Origin of the sequence: Pseudoroseomonas cervicalis, from assembly GCF_030818485.1 — a bacterium.
Classification (GTDB): Bacteria; Pseudomonadota; Alphaproteobacteria; order Acetobacterales; family Acetobacteraceae; genus Pseudoroseomonas; species Pseudoroseomonas cervicalis_A.
Genome location: NZ_JAUTAJ010000002.1, coordinates 395,675 through 408,856 on the forward strand (window position 1 = coordinate 395,675; position 13,182 = coordinate 408,856).

The window sequence follows — 13,182 nt, forward strand, 5'->3', positions numbered from 1 at the left end:
CCCTCAGCCCTCCCCGCCATTCGCGCCGGCAAGCTTGGCGTCGAGCGCCTGCTGCACGCGCATGACGATGTCTCCGTGGTCGGCGGCGTACTCGCCCATGAGCGACCCGTTCAGCTCCCGGGCCCGCTTCAGCGTCTCGGGCTTCTCTCCGGCGATGATCTTCAGCCAGGCGGCGCCCCACGCGTCGGCCGTGGGGTGCTCGATGTTGCCGCGGCTGGTCTTGATGACGAACGCGGCCGGCGACTGGCCCACTGCCTGCTCCAGCGCGTCGAGCTTGCCTCCTTTGGCCGCGTCGACAGCCGGCGCGTCCTTCGGCCCGAAGTGGTCAGCCACCTTGCTCTGCCCATCCTTAAGGCTCGTGGCGATTGCCTTGAGGTCGACCAGCTCGTCAGGCGTGGTCTGGTCGATCGGATGGTTCAGGTAGGTCTGGAGCATGACCGGGGTCACGCCATAGCCGGCCAGGAAGCGCACCATGCTGTTGATGCGGTCCGACAGCGGCAGGTCGCTGCCATCCCGCAGGGTCTTGCGCACCTGGGCAACTGCGGCGTCGGTCAGGTCAGGCGGCAGGATGGCCAGGATGCGGGCCCGGACACGGCGCGAGCCCATGTTGGCCGTGATCTCGTAGATGTCGCGCTCCTCGCGCAGCTCCTGCGGGCCGCCCTTCTTGTCGCGGAGGTGCCGCACCGTGAAGTTCTGGACGCTGCGGACGTTGGTCTCGAGGTCCCAGGCAAAGGCCTCCATCTCGGAGTAGCCATCTTTGCGGGACAGCTCGCGCAGGCCGTATTCGACGTTGCCCCAGCAGCGCGCCAGCTCCTCGGCCAGACGGATCGACGGGCCCTCGACGTTCCCGCCGCCGCGGCTGTAGCGATACAGCCCCGCCTCAGCCAGGGACGGCCGGCGGCAGGCATCGATCGCTCGAGCAGCGGCCAGCGCCGTGTCGCGCGGGAAGCGCTTGGCCAAGATCATCTTGCCCTGGGCTTCTGCGACCGCCCGCTCGCTCTCGATGGCGACGGTGCCGGCATTCACATGCGCCGGGGCGCTCTTGGCGAAGGGGTTGGCAACGACGCCGACAATCTCGGGCGTCAGCTCATGGTGTTCGCTCATGCGGACCTACGCTCCACAACCAGCGCGCGGCTGCCACGACGGGCGCCGACGATCTCGCCGGGTTCGGCCATGCGGCCGGGGTTGTCAGGGGTGACACGGACGCTGCTGCGGAAGCCATCGATCATCGCCCAGCGATGCGCGCCGATCTTCGCCAGCAGCAAGTTCTTGGCGGCCTGCTCTTGCTTCTCCGCCTGCCTCTTAGCCTCGGCCGCCTTGACGACCTGCTCGGCGAGCATCTCGGCCTCATGGTCGCCTCGCAGGTCGGCCGGGTCGCTGCCCAGATCGGGGGTCAGCGCCACCAGGGCCCGGAAGGCGCTATCGCTTCCATCAGGCGCCGGCGGGACATTCTCCTTTACGCGGCGCCAGAACTCGGTGACGCGCTTGATGATCTCGGCCTGGATGGCAGGCCGGGGCCGCTCGATATAGGTCTCGAGCTTGTTGCCGCCGATCAGTGCAGCCACGGCTCCCCACTGAGCTCCGGTCGCCAGAAGCTGCGCCTGAAGCTGCAACTGGATGTGCATGGGAGGCTCGCCGGCTTCCTTCCACGAGCGCATGAACACCGCGCCGTCCACGTTTTTCATCTCGAGCGGGCCGGCGCCCTCGAGGCCCTCCGCGCTCATGATGATGCGGTCCAGCGTCGCGCCCAGGCCGCAGTCATGGGTGGCATAGACGCCCGGCTGCACGTCCCAGCCGCGCAGGTCTCGGCAGCCCTGGGCGATCGCCTCCTCCAGCAGCAGGCCCCAGCGCAGGCGCTCGCCGTCCATGTCCTCTGCCGGCAGACGGCCAGCCTTCACCTGCCACAGCGCGAACAGGCCGGGCTGATAGTCGGCCTGCAGCCCGAACAGGGCCGCGACCTCGCTGGCACCGACGAAGCGGTTGCGCAGCGCCAGCCACTCGCCGCGATCGGTAGGGATCGGAAGGAGTGCCATCACCCCACCCCCACCATCGCCATCCCGAGGAGCGGCGCGAGCAGAGACAGCGCGAGATAGATGGGGTCAGGCGCCAGCATCGGCGGACTCCAGGACGGCGCGGACCTGCTGGCCGAGCAGGGTCAAGCCATACAGAGCCGAGCTTACGGATGGCGTGTGAGCCAACCCATCTGACACGAGCCGATCAAGCACGCGAAACTGCGGCGCCCTGCGTTCACCGAAGCGGGCGACATTCACGTTGGATGTCGTGCCATCATCCGGCAGCCACAGCACAGCCTCCCGCTGCGCCTTGCTCAGCCCCCGCGCGATGGCGGCCGGGTCGGGGCGGTCAGACATTCTCGTGGCCTCCTTCCGCATCGGCATCGGTCAGGATCGGCGGCTCGGCCTCCCAGCGCAGCGCGTAGTCGAAAGCCTTATCTCGCTTCCTGCTGGGGCGGTGGCCCCACTCATGCGCGGTAGCTTCATCGTTGCCCTGGTCCGCTCCGGCGTCGAAAATCTGGCGCAGCTGGTCCAGCGTGACCGAGTAGATCTTGCTGGGAGTTGCTTGTTCCGGGCGGTCAGACATTGGCGGGGCCTCCAGAGGACGGGAGGGCTCCAACCATTCCTCGATCACGAATTGCCTGCCGGAAGGCCGAAACTGCGTGTACAGTTCCCTCGAAGAACGCTTCTGCTGGCGTCCATTCGTCCACAAACTCGGGGACCTTCATGGGCAGGCTCACTGAAGCGCAGGCTTCACGCTCATCGGCCAGCACCTCCCCAATTCGCTCGATGATCCGGCCTGCAGTGGCATCTTCCGGCAAACCAAGGTGCTCCGTCACACGGCCGAGACGATTAGATATCTCGATGTGATCCCGCTCGATCTCAGTGCGCTCCACCCTCGCCTCGCCTTCCTCGCGCGCCTCGGCCACAACCTTCCGCAGCGCCGCGTTCTCCTGGCGCAGCTCGTCGGCGATCTCCTGATGCGCCTCCAGCCGCTGATGAAGGAGCGCCTCCACCTCGGCCGCGGTGTATGTGCGGGATTCCATCAGTGCGCTTCCTTCTTGCGGAACACAGCGATGGGTTCGCTCTGGACAATAGGTGCCGGGCAACGATCAAGCGCGCAGAGGATGGCCTCGAACCGCGACGCATTGCGGGCGTAGAAGGCGGTGCGCAGGTCGTCGGCAAAGCCCTCAGGCGTCCAGGCTTCAACGCCAATGTCGCCGCCGGCATTCTTCCGCCTACGCCGGCGTGCCAGCTCATCCTCGAGGTCTTCGTCACACACCTCGGCCAGCACTTCGTCGGTATCGACGTGGACATGGACGTATGGCATCACAGCACCCCGATCATTTGCCCGCCGAGCAGCGCGACCGCGCCGCACAGCAGGGAAGAGACGGTGAAGGTCAGGAGGAAGGTCCGGCTCATGGCGCGCGACCTTCGGCACGAGCGATGGCGGCGGCTGCTTTTAGGACCAGAGCATCGGGCGCCTGCGTCGCATCCACCCTGATGAGACGGCTGAACGGCGGCTGTCCTTTCAACTGCTCCTCAAGCTGGTTGCGCGCATCCTGCGAAGATGACGCAAGCACTAGGGCGGACATCGAATTCTGGAAGCCGGCAGGATCCCTGAAGGTCCCGGTGATGACCCAAAGTCGTTCGCTCACGCCCCCACCCTCCCCCGCAGCGGCACGACGTTGCTCCGCCCCGGGAAGCCGCCGGCGCGGGCCAGCGAGATCACGTCGAGGTCGGTGACGATCTCGGTGCGGTTGCGCGCGGCGCTCGACAGCGCGGCGGTGCTCTCGCGCAGCTCCATGATGCAGGCCGCGAACAGCGCGAGGTCGCTGGGCAGCATCGGGATGTGCCCCTGGCGCGACATGATGTGCTCCAGCGTGGCGATGCTGATGTCGGGGCGGGTCATTCCTCAGCTCCCTGCAGGATCAGGCGCGCGCGGGTCATCCGGCGCAGCAGCACGGCCTGCTCTTCGATGTCGTTGCGGGTGGCCTCGCCGCTCTCCGCGAGCTGGACGAGGTCGTAGATCTTGGCGTCGAGGTCCGCGACCTCCGCCTGCAGGCACTCGAACTCGGCATTCAGCGCCCTCATGCCGTCCTCCAGCGCCTCAGCATTGAGCGCGGCCCGGCTGACCCATCCATCCGGCGCAGACGCGGCCGTGTAGGTGTCAGGGTAGGAGGGGGAGAGCGCGTTCACGACCGGCCCTCCGCCTTGGCGCGCTCGGCCAGCATGGCGTCGGCCGCTTGCCAGCAGGCCGTGGCATATTCCGGCGAGGTCATGTCGCTGCGCATCGCCGGGCAGGCCAGAAGCCCGGCCAGCGCCTGCCCCGCGAACCAGTCGCGCAGGGTCATGCCGTAGCTGCCGCTCATCTCCATGTTGGCGACCGGAAAAGCGGGGCCGCCAGAGCGTGGCCGGTTCACGACCGCACCGCCAGCGAGGCCTGCGCCTCGCCCACATTGCTCTGCGCCATGTTCAGGAACGCCAGGATCATCCCGCGCTGGTCGGCCGGCATGTCCGCCTCCAGCACGCGGTCGATCGCAAGCTTGATGTCGATCTCCGCCAGCATCAGCTTCGCGGCGGTCTCGACACTCGGCCGCTCGCGACGCAGCATCGCGTCGGACTGCAAGGCGGTCAGATACGGGGCGCTGATGCTGGACGGGGGCAGCGCCGAACGCGCCTGGCCCGCACCGTCAAATCCGATTGGAGCGATATCCACTGGGGTCCTCCTTCACCGCTGGGGTGTGGGAGGACGGTAACCATGACGGTGACCGCGGTCAACAGAAAAGTCACCGTGTCAGCGACCTTTGGTGCTAATGGTCTCCCTTAGGGTGACCGCCTGGACACAAAAAAGCCCGCCGGGTGGCGGGCTTCCCTGGCTCAGATCGCCGACGATGACGGCGGCGGTAGCAGCTTCAGAAGATAGGGGATCGCCAGAGGATCCCGCTCTTTGAAGTACTGGAGCGCACGCTGCGGCAGCCAGACCTGATTGAAATGGTTCCGGAAATCCCCGAGGAACTCATCCGGATAGGCGCGCGCCTGAACAGAACGCCGCCCATCAATGAATGTGTGCTCGTACATCTGGCAGTCCTCGGCCTTTAGGCCATGGGTATCCAGCATGTGCCGCGCGAACATCTTGCCCTCGGAAATGTCGGGCCAGAGCTTCTCGGGCAGAGTGTAGCCGTCCATCTCCATCGGGGCGATGAGCAGAGTCGCCAGCTCGTTGAGGATCGAGAAGTGGCCTCGGGGCACGTTCCGCTGGTTGGCGACATAGCGGGACAGGTGGAATGGCAGAGCGCTCTTATGCCCGGTCTGAATACCGCGCATCCATTCATAGACCCAGCCGCTGACCTTCACGGCGAATGCGGGTGAGCACCACTGGGCAAGGTGGATAGCAACCTGGGGATGGACCCAGGTACCTTGGGAGGTAGGATCACCCCCGCTAAGTGATTGAATAAGTTCCGAGGTCGGAATTCCGACCTCGCGGGAAAGCTCTGTAACGAAGGCTTTGGTGCCCGCATTGGCGTTGTAATGTTTGAACTCTCGGCCTGCCGCCTGGCACATGGCCGTGGCGTTGATGTAGCCGTCCCGCTTGCGCTGGCGGACGGTCTCCCCTTGGATCTGGTGCGCGTAAAAGGGAAGCAGTGGTTGCGAGTGCACGCGTGACTCCTCTCGCCGCTTGGGCGTTTCCGTTACGCAGTCAAGCTTGACGAGGGAGTCCGCTGCGTGCATAACCGCACGAACGTTGTGGATAACCCCCGAGGTGACTGTTTCCCCTCGGTCCGCGAATCGGCTCTGCAAGGTCGACCGCGTCGTCAGCACCGCATTGGATACCGCAGTGCTTCCGTTAAAAGCGAGTCAGTGTTGGTCCCAAGATTGAGACAATCTTGGGGCTTTTTTTATTCTTTTCTCTTTATTTGGAATGGGGTGGCACGAAGAAGCCGCGCGTCCAGCGCTCCTTACCCACCCACATTCCTGCTGATCCACACCACCCGGCCGAGGATGACGATGTCCTCCTCCTGCACGCCGCGGGACGGCTCATAGGCGGGGTTGTCGCTCGCCACGGTGAGGGTCTTGCTCGCCCAGTCGCGCATGATGCGCTTCACCTGGACCTCCTCGCCCGTGGCGATCACATACATCCCGTCCCGGCCCACCTTGTGCACCGAGCGATCAACCAGGATCTGGTCATCGTTCAGCAGGGTCGGGGACATGCTGTCTCCGGAGACGCGGACCAGCGCCAGGTCCTCGAAACGGGCGCGGGTGACGCGGCGGATATGCTCCAGGCCGAGGAGGTACCAGCCTTCAGGCTCTGCATGGTCGGAGTTGAAGGCGCCGGGGCCGGCGGATACCGCCACGTCATAGACCGGGAGGGACGCGTACGACCTGCCGCGATACTCTACGCCATCGCCTGGCCCTGAGCGCTCAGCGGGGACCTCGGGCCTAACCTCCGCGGCACCGCCCGCGTCCGTGGCCCCGGCGGTTTTCAGCTCGCAGTCAATGCCCAGCAGCCACGGCCATTCCACGCCGAGGTGCGGCGCCAGCCGGCGCGCCCACTCCGGGCTAATGCGGGTCGCTCCGGTCCGCAGCTTGAAAATCTGCTGCTTATTGGTGTCGGCCAGCTTGCCGAGGGCAGGGTCGCTGAGACCCGCCTTCTTCATGGCGTCGGCTAGGCGGGCATGAGGTTCGGACGGCGTCGGATCCATCCCCCACAGGTAACCCGAACGGGGACTTCTGTCGGTCACCATTATATTGACCTCAGGTCCCGGAATCGGTTACCGTGGTCACCATGACCCTGGGTGAATGGCTTGCCGCCAACCGAGAGACGGACGCCGCGTTCGCGCGGCGCTCTGGCGTGGCTCACAAGCAACTCGTCGGGAAGTACAGGCGCGGCCTGCAGATCCCGTCTCCACTGAACATGGCTCGCATCGTTGCGGCCACAGGCGGACAGGTCACGCCAAACGACTTCTATCAGCATGCGGTGGCTTCCTCCGCCCAGCCCAGCGGCTGCGCGGCATGACCGCTGCCCACGCATTCGCCGCCGCATCCCCCGTCCCGCCCGCGGCGGCGATTGACGGGGAGGGTGTCCCCAATGCCCTCCCCGTCACCCCTTCCCTCGGCACCGCGACCGGCCCGGAGTTCCTGGCCTACCTCGACGCGCGCGCCGCACACGAAAACAGCGCCGGGCTCCACCCCGGCGCTGCTCTCTACGCTCCGTACTTCTCCGAAAACGACGATCTCCATGGCCAGCATAAAGCCATGGAGTCTCAGACATGTTCAGGTCTTTTTCTGCCCGGGAAATGCAGCCCATGAGCACGGGCGCCATCACCCAAGACGCCGTCACCAGCCTGGTGTCGCGCGTGCTGCGCAAGCACTTCGGCGGCCTGCGGTACGCGCATCAGCGCGTGGCCGACATCGCCCATGCCGATCCCCGCGCCGCGCGCAACTGGATGGACGGCTCCAACCCCCCGAACACCGCCACGCTCCTGACCCTCATGCGTGAGTGCAAGGAGCTGCGGGAGGAGATCAACCGAATGCTCGACGGACCGCCGCCTGATGAGCGATGAGATCGTCCGCCGCTTCAAAACCCTCGGCCTGACCATCGAATGTCCGCGCTGGAACCCCGCTGTCTTCTTCGGCCGCATCCGCCTTTGGCGCGAGGCGTCGGATGTGCAGCAGGAGGTCCGTGACCTTCGCTTCGTGGCTGAGCAGGCGCAGCAGCACCTGACCGACAACCGCCTGACCCTTCGCCGTGTCCGCGAGCTGCTGGACGGGAGGCGCTAATGCTGGTGCAGCACGAGATCCCCATCGAGGACGAGATCGCCCAGTTCGATCCGCGCCCCGACCCGAAGAAGAAGCGTGGCAACCCCGAGCGACTCGCTCAGGTGCAGGTCGTCTCCTATCTGCGGCGCGCGCTGCCTGACGGTAGCATCGTCTTCGCCATCCCGAATGAGCAGAAGGCTTCGGGGCCGGGCAAGTTCGCCGGCGCCAGGTTCGGCCAAGCGCGCAAGGCCGCTGGCGTCCTCACTGGCATGCCGGATGTCTGCTGCGTCGTTCCTGGCCGTGTCACGGTCTGGATCGAGATGAAGTCGAAGGTGGGCCGGGCGACCGACGCCCAGCTCGCCATGCATGAGCGGCTCCGCCGCGCTGGCCACGTCGTCGGCATCGTGCGCTCCATTGAGGACGCTGCTGCGCTGATGGATCGCGCCGGCGTGCCGCTGCGGTTCAGGGTGTCCGGATGAAGGCCGAGCCCCGCCGTGCCTGGGAGTGCGCCTTTGTCCTCATGGAGGACTATCGGGACCGCCTGACCCCACGCTCCTACGGGCTGTGCCTTGCCGCTCTGCGCAGACGCCCCAACAAGCTTTCCTCGAAGCGGGCCAAGCGGCTGCATGCGGTGTTCGCGGGCCTAGTTGAGGCGCGCCAATGAGCGCCGCCCTGTCTCCTGCCCTGCACCCCGACATTGAGCGGCTCGCCCTTCTCGGCTGGCGCATGGTGCCGGTCAGTCGCAATCGCGCCGGCTTCTGGAAAGGCTACGTCGATAGCGCGACTTCCGACCTCGACCAGCTAGCCGAATGGGGTGCCAAGTTCCCAGGCTGCAACTGGGTTGTGATCCCTGAGGGCAGTGGAGTGTGGGCCCTCGACGTGGACGTGCCGCCCAAGCACGAGGATGGCGTCGCCGCGCTGCGCGCCCTCTGCGAGCGGCATGGCCAGCTCCCGCCGCGGCCGCACGGTCGCTCTGGATCCGGTGGTCACCTGCTGATCTTCAAGGCCACGCCCGAGGCAGCGACGCTGTCCTGCGCCAGCGGATACGTGGCCAAGGGGCTGGACGCTAAGGCCCGCCGGAACAGCTTTACCATCGCCCCGTCCCGCAACGGCGACGGCCTGCCCTATCGGTGGACGGTCCCGCCCTGGGAGGTGGAGCCGCCGGCAGCGCCTGCTTGGTTGCTGCGGCTGCTGGTGCCCAAAGCGAAGCCTCTCCGCCCCGACGCCCCGCGCGTCGTCACCGAGGGGCGTGCGCGTCGCGCTCTGGCCCGTGCGGTCGACGAGGTGATGCGCGCCGGCCCCGGCACCCGCAACGCCACCCTGAACCGCGCGGCCTTCACCGCCGGCGGCCTGGTTGCTGGTGGCGCGCTCGATCAGCAGGAAGCGGTCTGCGCCATCTACGCCGCCGGCCGATACATCGGCCTCGACGACCTGGAGTGCCGGGCAACCATCAAATCCGGCCTTGAGGGCGGCGCGCGTCTGCCGATCGAAGGGCGCCGCAATGCCTGAGGACGACCAGATGGCCAAGGTGTTTGATCTCGCTGCGCGCCGCTACGCGGAGGCGCCCCCGGCCGCGGCCACCAACCCGATGTCGTTCGGTGAGACCGACGTGGCGAGGCGCTTTGCCGCGGCCAACGAGGGCAAGCTCGTCTACGACCATGACGACCGCAGGTGGTTTGTCTGGTCGGGGTCGATCTGGAAGAAGGACAGCGTCGCATCCGCCATGGAGCGGGTGAAGCGGTTCGTCGAGAGCGAGCGGGAGCGCGCTATCGAGGAGCAGGACGGCAAGGCCATGTCGAAGGTCAAGTTCGTCCGTGCGGTCGAGGAGGTGGCGCGGTCGGATCCCCGTCTCGCCGTCCATGGGGCCATGTGGGATGCCAATGGCTGGCTACTGGGCACGCCTGACGGTGTGGTCGACCTCCGCACCGGGGACGTGCGCGCCGGCCTTCCCACCGACTACATCAGCAAGCACGCTGCGGTCGCGCCTGCCCCTCGCGGCACGGTCGCTCCCAACTGGGAGGCCTTCCTCGACGCCGCCACGCAGGGCGACGCGCAGCTCAAGCAGTTCCTCCAGCGCTGGGCCGGCTACTGCCTGACAGGCGACGTGTCCGAGGAGGTGATGTGCTTCCTCTACGGCGGGGGCGGCAACGGCAAAGGCGTCTACACCGGCGTGCTGTCCGCCATCATGGGGCACTACGCGGTGGCCATGCCGATCGAGGCTTTCACCGCCGGCACCCGCCAGAACCTGGAATACTATCGGGCCCAGATGGCCGGCGCCCGGCTCGTCACGGCCTCCGAGACCGAGAGCGGGCGGCACTGGGCCGAAAGCCAGATCAAGGAGCTCACCGGCAACGAGGCGCCCATCTCTGCCCGCCAGCCGCATGGCCGCGTCTACACCTACCTGCCGCAGTTCAAGCTCCATATCGTCGGCAACCACGCTCCCAGCCTGAAGGGCCGCAGCCCGGCCATGGAGCGCCGGCTGCGCATCGTGCCCTTCGATCATCAGCCGCCAGCGCCTGACCCCGACCTCAAGGCCCGCCTGGTGCCCGAGTACCCGGCCATTCTGCGCTGGGCGCTGGATGGGTGCCTGGACTGGCAAGAGGGCCGCCTGGGCACGGCTGAGGCCATCCAGAAGGCTGGCGGCGAGTACTTCGAGCGGCAGGACGTGTTCGGTCGCTGGATGGAGGAGCGGTGCATCTTCGACAGCACCCTCTCGTCCAAGCCCGGCGCCCTGTTCGCCGATTACCGCGGCTGGTGCCAGAGCGCCGGCGAGACGCCGCTCAGCAGCCCCGAGTTTGCCGAGAAGATCGACCGCACCAAAGGTCTGCGTCGCATCAAGCTCCGCGGCGTGAACCTGATCACCGGCATCGCCACCAAGGCTCCGGAGGCCGGCGAAAATGGATAGCAGGCACATCCAGGGGGAGGGAGGGGGAAGGAGGGGGAGGCCTTCCCGCAAACTCTTTCCCACCCGCGCGCACGCACGTGAGGGGGAGTTGGGAAATGCCCCTCCCCCTCCCTCCCCCAACCTCCCCCTCCTCTCCTCAAGGATCCCCGCATGAGCGACTTCCAGCAGCGCGAAGGCTCTGGCCAGCTCTTCCGCAATGAGCGCGCCGAGAACGAGCGCCACCCCTCCCACAAGGGCACGTTCCTGCTTGATGGCGTAACCTACGAGATCGCCGCCTGGGTCAAGGAAGGCCGCAAGGGGAAGTTCTTTTCCCTGAAGGTGCAGCCGCAGGACCGGGACCGGCGCCAGGGCGCCACGCAGGAGCCCGCACAGGCCGTTTCCGCGTCCTCTGGCTACCAGCCCCGCACCCGCACTCCCGGGGAGCATCCGGAGCCGCCCCAGAGCCGCGGCGGGGGCCGTGTTGCGGCGGGCCTGGAGGATGACATCCCGTTCGGCCCGGAGGCGCGGTGATGGAGCGGCTTCCCTCCAGCCGGGCCGAGGCGAAGGCGCTTGGCTCGGTCCGGTATTTCACAGGGGTGCCCTGCTGCCGCGGCCATGTCGCGGCGCGCTACGTCAACGGCCACAACTGCGTTGTCTGTACCTCCGAGCGCAACGCCCAGGCCTGGCAGGACAAAGAACTGCAACAGGCCAAGCGAGAGGCCAAGCGCATCCGCCTCGGATTGCCGCCCCGCCCCACCCCCGCCCAGCGCGCCGCTCGGACGCGCGAGCGCAACCGCATCAACAACCAAGCCTGGCGAGCCCGGAAGCGGGCGGAGAGGGAGGTTTCCCCATGAGTGAGATTGTCGTCGGGAGCCGCGTGCGGGTGGTCGATCCCTCATGCTTCATTCGCGCCGTCGAGACCAAGGTCAAGGACCGCGTCGGAACGGTGCAGAAGGTGTTCACCCCCGCCGGCTCCACGGATGTCTGGGTGCGCGTTCTGTTCGATGCGCGGCGCAAGGGCAGCCCGACCTACTCGGAGGCTTTCCACATTCGGCACCTCATGCTGGCGGAGAGGGAGGCGGGCATATGACCCCGCTCTCCGGCGCCGACCGCACCATCCTCGACAGGTTCAGGTTCGGGGAGCTGTGCCGCCTCCAGGAGACCGAGGTCGCCAAGGCTTACTCCAAGCTCAAGGAGCGCGGCCTCATCGCCACAGAGCGATGGACCGACGAAGGCCCGATCTACAAGACCACCGCCGCAGGGATCGAAGCCCTGCGCGCCGCCGGCCGCTAACGCCCCTCCACGGGCTCACGGAGACGACGACCATGACCAAGGTGCAGAGGAAGACCGCCCCCTCCCCTCGCCGCCCCAGGGCCGACCACGGGGCAACCGGGCCGGCCATGCGGTGCCGCCCCTCCTCCCTCGTCGAGACAGCCGAGGCCGGCGTCAAGGTCCGGTGGATGCAGGACGATGGGCCGATCGCCCATTACCGGCAGTTCGCGCTCCTCACCGATCGGCAATGCGACGCCCTGCAGCGGCTGGCTGAGCTGTACGAGGAGAGCGGGAGGCGGCCCGGCATGTGCGCCGGCTATGGCTCGCGGGTCGTGGCGTTTGCCGAGATGACCGACGAGCAGGCCTCTGCGTGGCGCGCCTACAGCCGGCTCCTCGACCGGGCACAACCGGACTGCCGGCACACCCTGGCGGTGGTCGCTGCGGGCGAGTACCCCAAGACCTCGGGACATCTCGACCTGCTTCGGCGCGGCTCGACAGCATTAGCTGACCATCTGCGCTTTTACTATTGACAGCCGAGTCGCGAAAGCATAGATCAATCGACGGAGCCATACTTGCGCCCGGAGCCCAACGGCCTCGGGCGTTTTGCTTTTCAGAGGGTTGGATGCCGGTCAAGCCGCCAGTCCACCGCCCTCCCCACCACAACCCGACCGAGACTAGGCGCGAGCAACTCAGCGCGCTGGACCGCCGCCGCGGCTCCTCTGCCTCCCGGGGCTACGATGGGGCTTGGCAGCGGCTGAGGCTGCAGGTGCTAAGCGACGAACCTCTGTGCCGCTTCTGCCATCAGGCCGGCCGCATCGTGGCCGCGACCGAGGTCGACCACATCCAGCCCATCGCCCTCCGGCCGGACCTGAGGCTGGCGCGGGCGAACCTGCGGAGCCTCTGCAAGCCGTGCCACTCACGGCTCACGGCAAGCGGGGTGCAGACCCAAGGCTTCAGCGAGTAGAAAAACCGTTTGGCATAAGTCGGTCATCTGAGGCGTTTTTTTCGTAGCCGCACTCTGTCGATCGGGCTTCTCCACGAGTAGAAATTCCTTGGCCAAAAAGTCGGTCACCAGGTCGAAAAAATGCGGCGAGTCATGCGCCCGATGCATGCCTACGTATGCACCAAGCGCATGCGCAATAATGTTGCTTACAAAGCCAAGAAAACGAAACATTCTTGCGGGGCGGGGGGGGGGTCAAATGTTGGGCGATTTTTGCCCGGGACCGCGCCCCCAAGTGATTTTCTGCAAAGCCA

Annotated in this window: 26 protein-coding genes; 13 read left to right on the forward strand and 13 right to left on the reverse strand. The window is 66.9% G+C overall.

Annotated features, from left to right (window positions below; genetic code table 11):
• Positions 1 to 3: 3 nt before the first annotated feature.
• The 13 genes from QE401_RS02465 to QE401_RS02525 form a co-directional block, all read right to left on the reverse strand.
• Complete coding sequence (locus QE401_RS02465) at positions 4 to 1,104, reverse strand: hypothetical protein (RefSeq protein WP_307136673.1); 1,101 nt, start codon at positions 1,102 to 1,104, stop codon at positions 4 to 6.
• Positions 1,101 to 2,033: a YqaJ viral recombinase family protein gene (locus QE401_RS02470; RefSeq protein ID WP_307136674.1), complete on the reverse strand. Its 933-nt coding sequence runs from the start codon at positions 2,031 to 2,033 to the stop codon at positions 1,101 to 1,103. Before QE401_RS02470 ends, QE401_RS02465 begins: the two co-directional genes overlap by 4 nt.
• A gap of 66 nt (positions 2,034 to 2,099) precedes the next feature.
• The gene (locus tag QE401_RS02475) at positions 2,100 to 2,369 is read right to left on the reverse strand and encodes a hypothetical protein (protein ID WP_307136675.1); all 270 of its coding nucleotides are present in this window, start codon (positions 2,367 to 2,369) and stop codon (positions 2,100 to 2,102) included.
• Entirely contained in the window at positions 2,362 to 2,598 is a 237-nt protein-coding gene (locus QE401_RS02480) for a hypothetical protein (protein WP_307136676.1), read from the reverse strand. The genes QE401_RS02475 and QE401_RS02480 overlap by 8 nt, the downstream gene beginning before the upstream one ends.
• Positions 2,591 to 3,058 carry a hypothetical protein gene (locus QE401_RS02485; protein WP_307136677.1) on the reverse strand — a complete coding sequence of 156 codons (468 nt, stop codon included), beginning with the start codon at positions 3,056 to 3,058 and terminating at the stop codon, positions 2,591 to 2,593. The genes QE401_RS02480 and QE401_RS02485 overlap by 8 nt, the downstream gene beginning before the upstream one ends.
• Positions 3,058 to 3,342, reverse strand: a complete 285-nt coding sequence (locus QE401_RS02490) for a hypothetical protein (protein WP_307136678.1) — start codon at positions 3,340 to 3,342, stop codon at positions 3,058 to 3,060. Before QE401_RS02490 ends, QE401_RS02485 begins: the two co-directional genes overlap by 1 nt.
• Before the next feature lie 88 nt (positions 3,343 to 3,430).
• Positions 3,431 to 3,670, reverse strand: a complete 240-nt coding sequence (locus QE401_RS02495) for a hypothetical protein (protein WP_307136679.1) — start codon at positions 3,668 to 3,670, stop codon at positions 3,431 to 3,433.
• Positions 3,667 to 3,924 (reverse strand): hypothetical protein, encoded by a 258-nt coding sequence (locus QE401_RS02500; RefSeq protein WP_307136680.1) that lies wholly within the window; start codon positions 3,922 to 3,924, stop codon positions 3,667 to 3,669. Before QE401_RS02500 ends, QE401_RS02495 begins: the two co-directional genes overlap by 4 nt.
• The gene (locus QE401_RS02505) at positions 3,921 to 4,211 is read right to left on the reverse strand and encodes a hypothetical protein (RefSeq protein WP_307136681.1); all 291 of its coding nucleotides are present in this window, start codon (positions 4,209 to 4,211) and stop codon (positions 3,921 to 3,923) included. The genes QE401_RS02500 and QE401_RS02505 overlap by 4 nt, the downstream gene beginning before the upstream one ends.
• Complete coding sequence (locus QE401_RS02510) at positions 4,208 to 4,384, reverse strand: hypothetical protein (protein WP_307136682.1); 177 nt, start codon at positions 4,382 to 4,384, stop codon at positions 4,208 to 4,210. The genes QE401_RS02505 and QE401_RS02510 overlap by 4 nt, the downstream gene beginning before the upstream one ends.
• 47 nt (positions 4,385 to 4,431) lie before the next feature.
• Positions 4,432 to 4,731, reverse strand: coding sequence for a hypothetical protein (locus tag QE401_RS02515; protein WP_307136683.1), 300 nt, complete (start codon positions 4,729 to 4,731; stop codon positions 4,432 to 4,434).
• 161 nt (positions 4,732 to 4,892) lie between these two features.
• Complete coding sequence (locus tag QE401_RS02520; RefSeq protein WP_307136684.1) at positions 4,893 to 5,672, reverse strand: KilA-N domain-containing protein; 780 nt, start codon at positions 5,670 to 5,672, stop codon at positions 4,893 to 4,895.
• Positions 5,673 to 5,971: 299 nt separating this feature from the next.
• Complete coding sequence (locus tag QE401_RS02525; protein ID WP_307136685.1) at positions 5,972 to 6,715, reverse strand: XRE family transcriptional regulator; 744 nt, start codon at positions 6,713 to 6,715, stop codon at positions 5,972 to 5,974.
• 74 nt (positions 6,716 to 6,789) lie between these two features.
• On the opposite strand from QE401_RS02525, the gene QE401_RS02530 reads away from it, so the two are divergent.
• From QE401_RS02530 to QE401_RS02590, 13 genes are all read left to right on the forward strand, one after another.
• Complete coding sequence (locus tag QE401_RS02530; RefSeq protein ID WP_475638064.1) at positions 6,790 to 7,029, forward strand: hypothetical protein; 240 nt, start codon at positions 6,790 to 6,792, stop codon at positions 7,027 to 7,029.
• Positions 7,026 to 7,322: a hypothetical protein gene (locus QE401_RS02535; protein ID WP_307136686.1), complete on the forward strand. Its 297-nt coding sequence runs from the start codon at positions 7,026 to 7,028 to the stop codon at positions 7,320 to 7,322. Before QE401_RS02530 ends, QE401_RS02535 begins: the two co-directional genes overlap by 4 nt.
• Positions 7,319 to 7,576 (forward strand): hypothetical protein, encoded by a 258-nt coding sequence (locus QE401_RS02540; RefSeq protein ID WP_307136687.1) that lies wholly within the window; start codon positions 7,319 to 7,321, stop codon positions 7,574 to 7,576. The genes QE401_RS02535 and QE401_RS02540 overlap by 4 nt, the downstream gene beginning before the upstream one ends.
• Positions 7,566 to 7,793, forward strand: a complete 228-nt coding sequence (locus QE401_RS02545; RefSeq protein WP_307136688.1) for a hypothetical protein — start codon at positions 7,566 to 7,568, stop codon at positions 7,791 to 7,793. The genes QE401_RS02540 and QE401_RS02545 overlap by 11 nt, the downstream gene beginning before the upstream one ends.
• A complete protein-coding gene (locus tag QE401_RS02550; protein WP_307136689.1) occupies positions 7,793 to 8,251 on the forward strand; it encodes a VRR-NUC domain-containing protein in 459 nt (152 codons plus the stop codon). The genes QE401_RS02545 and QE401_RS02550 overlap by 1 nt, the downstream gene beginning before the upstream one ends.
• A 181-nt stretch (positions 8,252 to 8,432) precedes the next feature.
• Positions 8,433 to 9,281 (forward strand): bifunctional DNA primase/polymerase, encoded by an 849-nt coding sequence (locus QE401_RS02555; RefSeq protein WP_307136690.1) that lies wholly within the window; start codon positions 8,433 to 8,435, stop codon positions 9,279 to 9,281.
• Positions 9,274 to 10,677, forward strand: coding sequence for a phage/plasmid primase, P4 family (locus QE401_RS02560; protein WP_307136691.1), 1,404 nt, complete (start codon positions 9,274 to 9,276; stop codon positions 10,675 to 10,677). Before QE401_RS02555 ends, QE401_RS02560 begins: the two co-directional genes overlap by 8 nt.
• 150 nt (positions 10,678 to 10,827) lie before the next feature.
• Positions 10,828 to 11,187 (forward strand): hypothetical protein, encoded by a 360-nt coding sequence (locus tag QE401_RS02565; RefSeq protein WP_307136692.1) that lies wholly within the window; start codon positions 10,828 to 10,830, stop codon positions 11,185 to 11,187.
• The gene (locus QE401_RS02570) at positions 11,187 to 11,510 is read left to right on the forward strand and encodes a hypothetical protein (protein WP_307136693.1); all 324 of its coding nucleotides are present in this window, start codon (positions 11,187 to 11,189) and stop codon (positions 11,508 to 11,510) included. The genes QE401_RS02565 and QE401_RS02570 overlap by 1 nt, the downstream gene beginning before the upstream one ends.
• Complete coding sequence (locus QE401_RS02575) at positions 11,507 to 11,746, forward strand: hypothetical protein (protein WP_307136694.1); 240 nt, start codon at positions 11,507 to 11,509, stop codon at positions 11,744 to 11,746. The genes QE401_RS02570 and QE401_RS02575 overlap by 4 nt, the downstream gene beginning before the upstream one ends.
• Positions 11,743 to 11,949 (forward strand): hypothetical protein, encoded by a 207-nt coding sequence (locus QE401_RS02580; protein WP_307136695.1) that lies wholly within the window; start codon positions 11,743 to 11,745, stop codon positions 11,947 to 11,949. Before QE401_RS02575 ends, QE401_RS02580 begins: the two co-directional genes overlap by 4 nt.
• Before the next feature lie 32 nt (positions 11,950 to 11,981).
• Positions 11,982 to 12,458 (forward strand): hypothetical protein, encoded by a 477-nt coding sequence (locus QE401_RS02585; protein WP_307136696.1) that lies wholly within the window; start codon positions 11,982 to 11,984, stop codon positions 12,456 to 12,458.
• A 92-nt stretch (positions 12,459 to 12,550) separates the two neighbouring features.
• Positions 12,551 to 12,892 carry an HNH endonuclease gene (locus QE401_RS02590; RefSeq protein WP_307136697.1) on the forward strand — a complete coding sequence of 114 codons (342 nt, stop codon included), beginning with the start codon at positions 12,551 to 12,553 and terminating at the stop codon, positions 12,890 to 12,892.
• Positions 12,893 to 13,182: the final 290 nt, after the last annotated feature.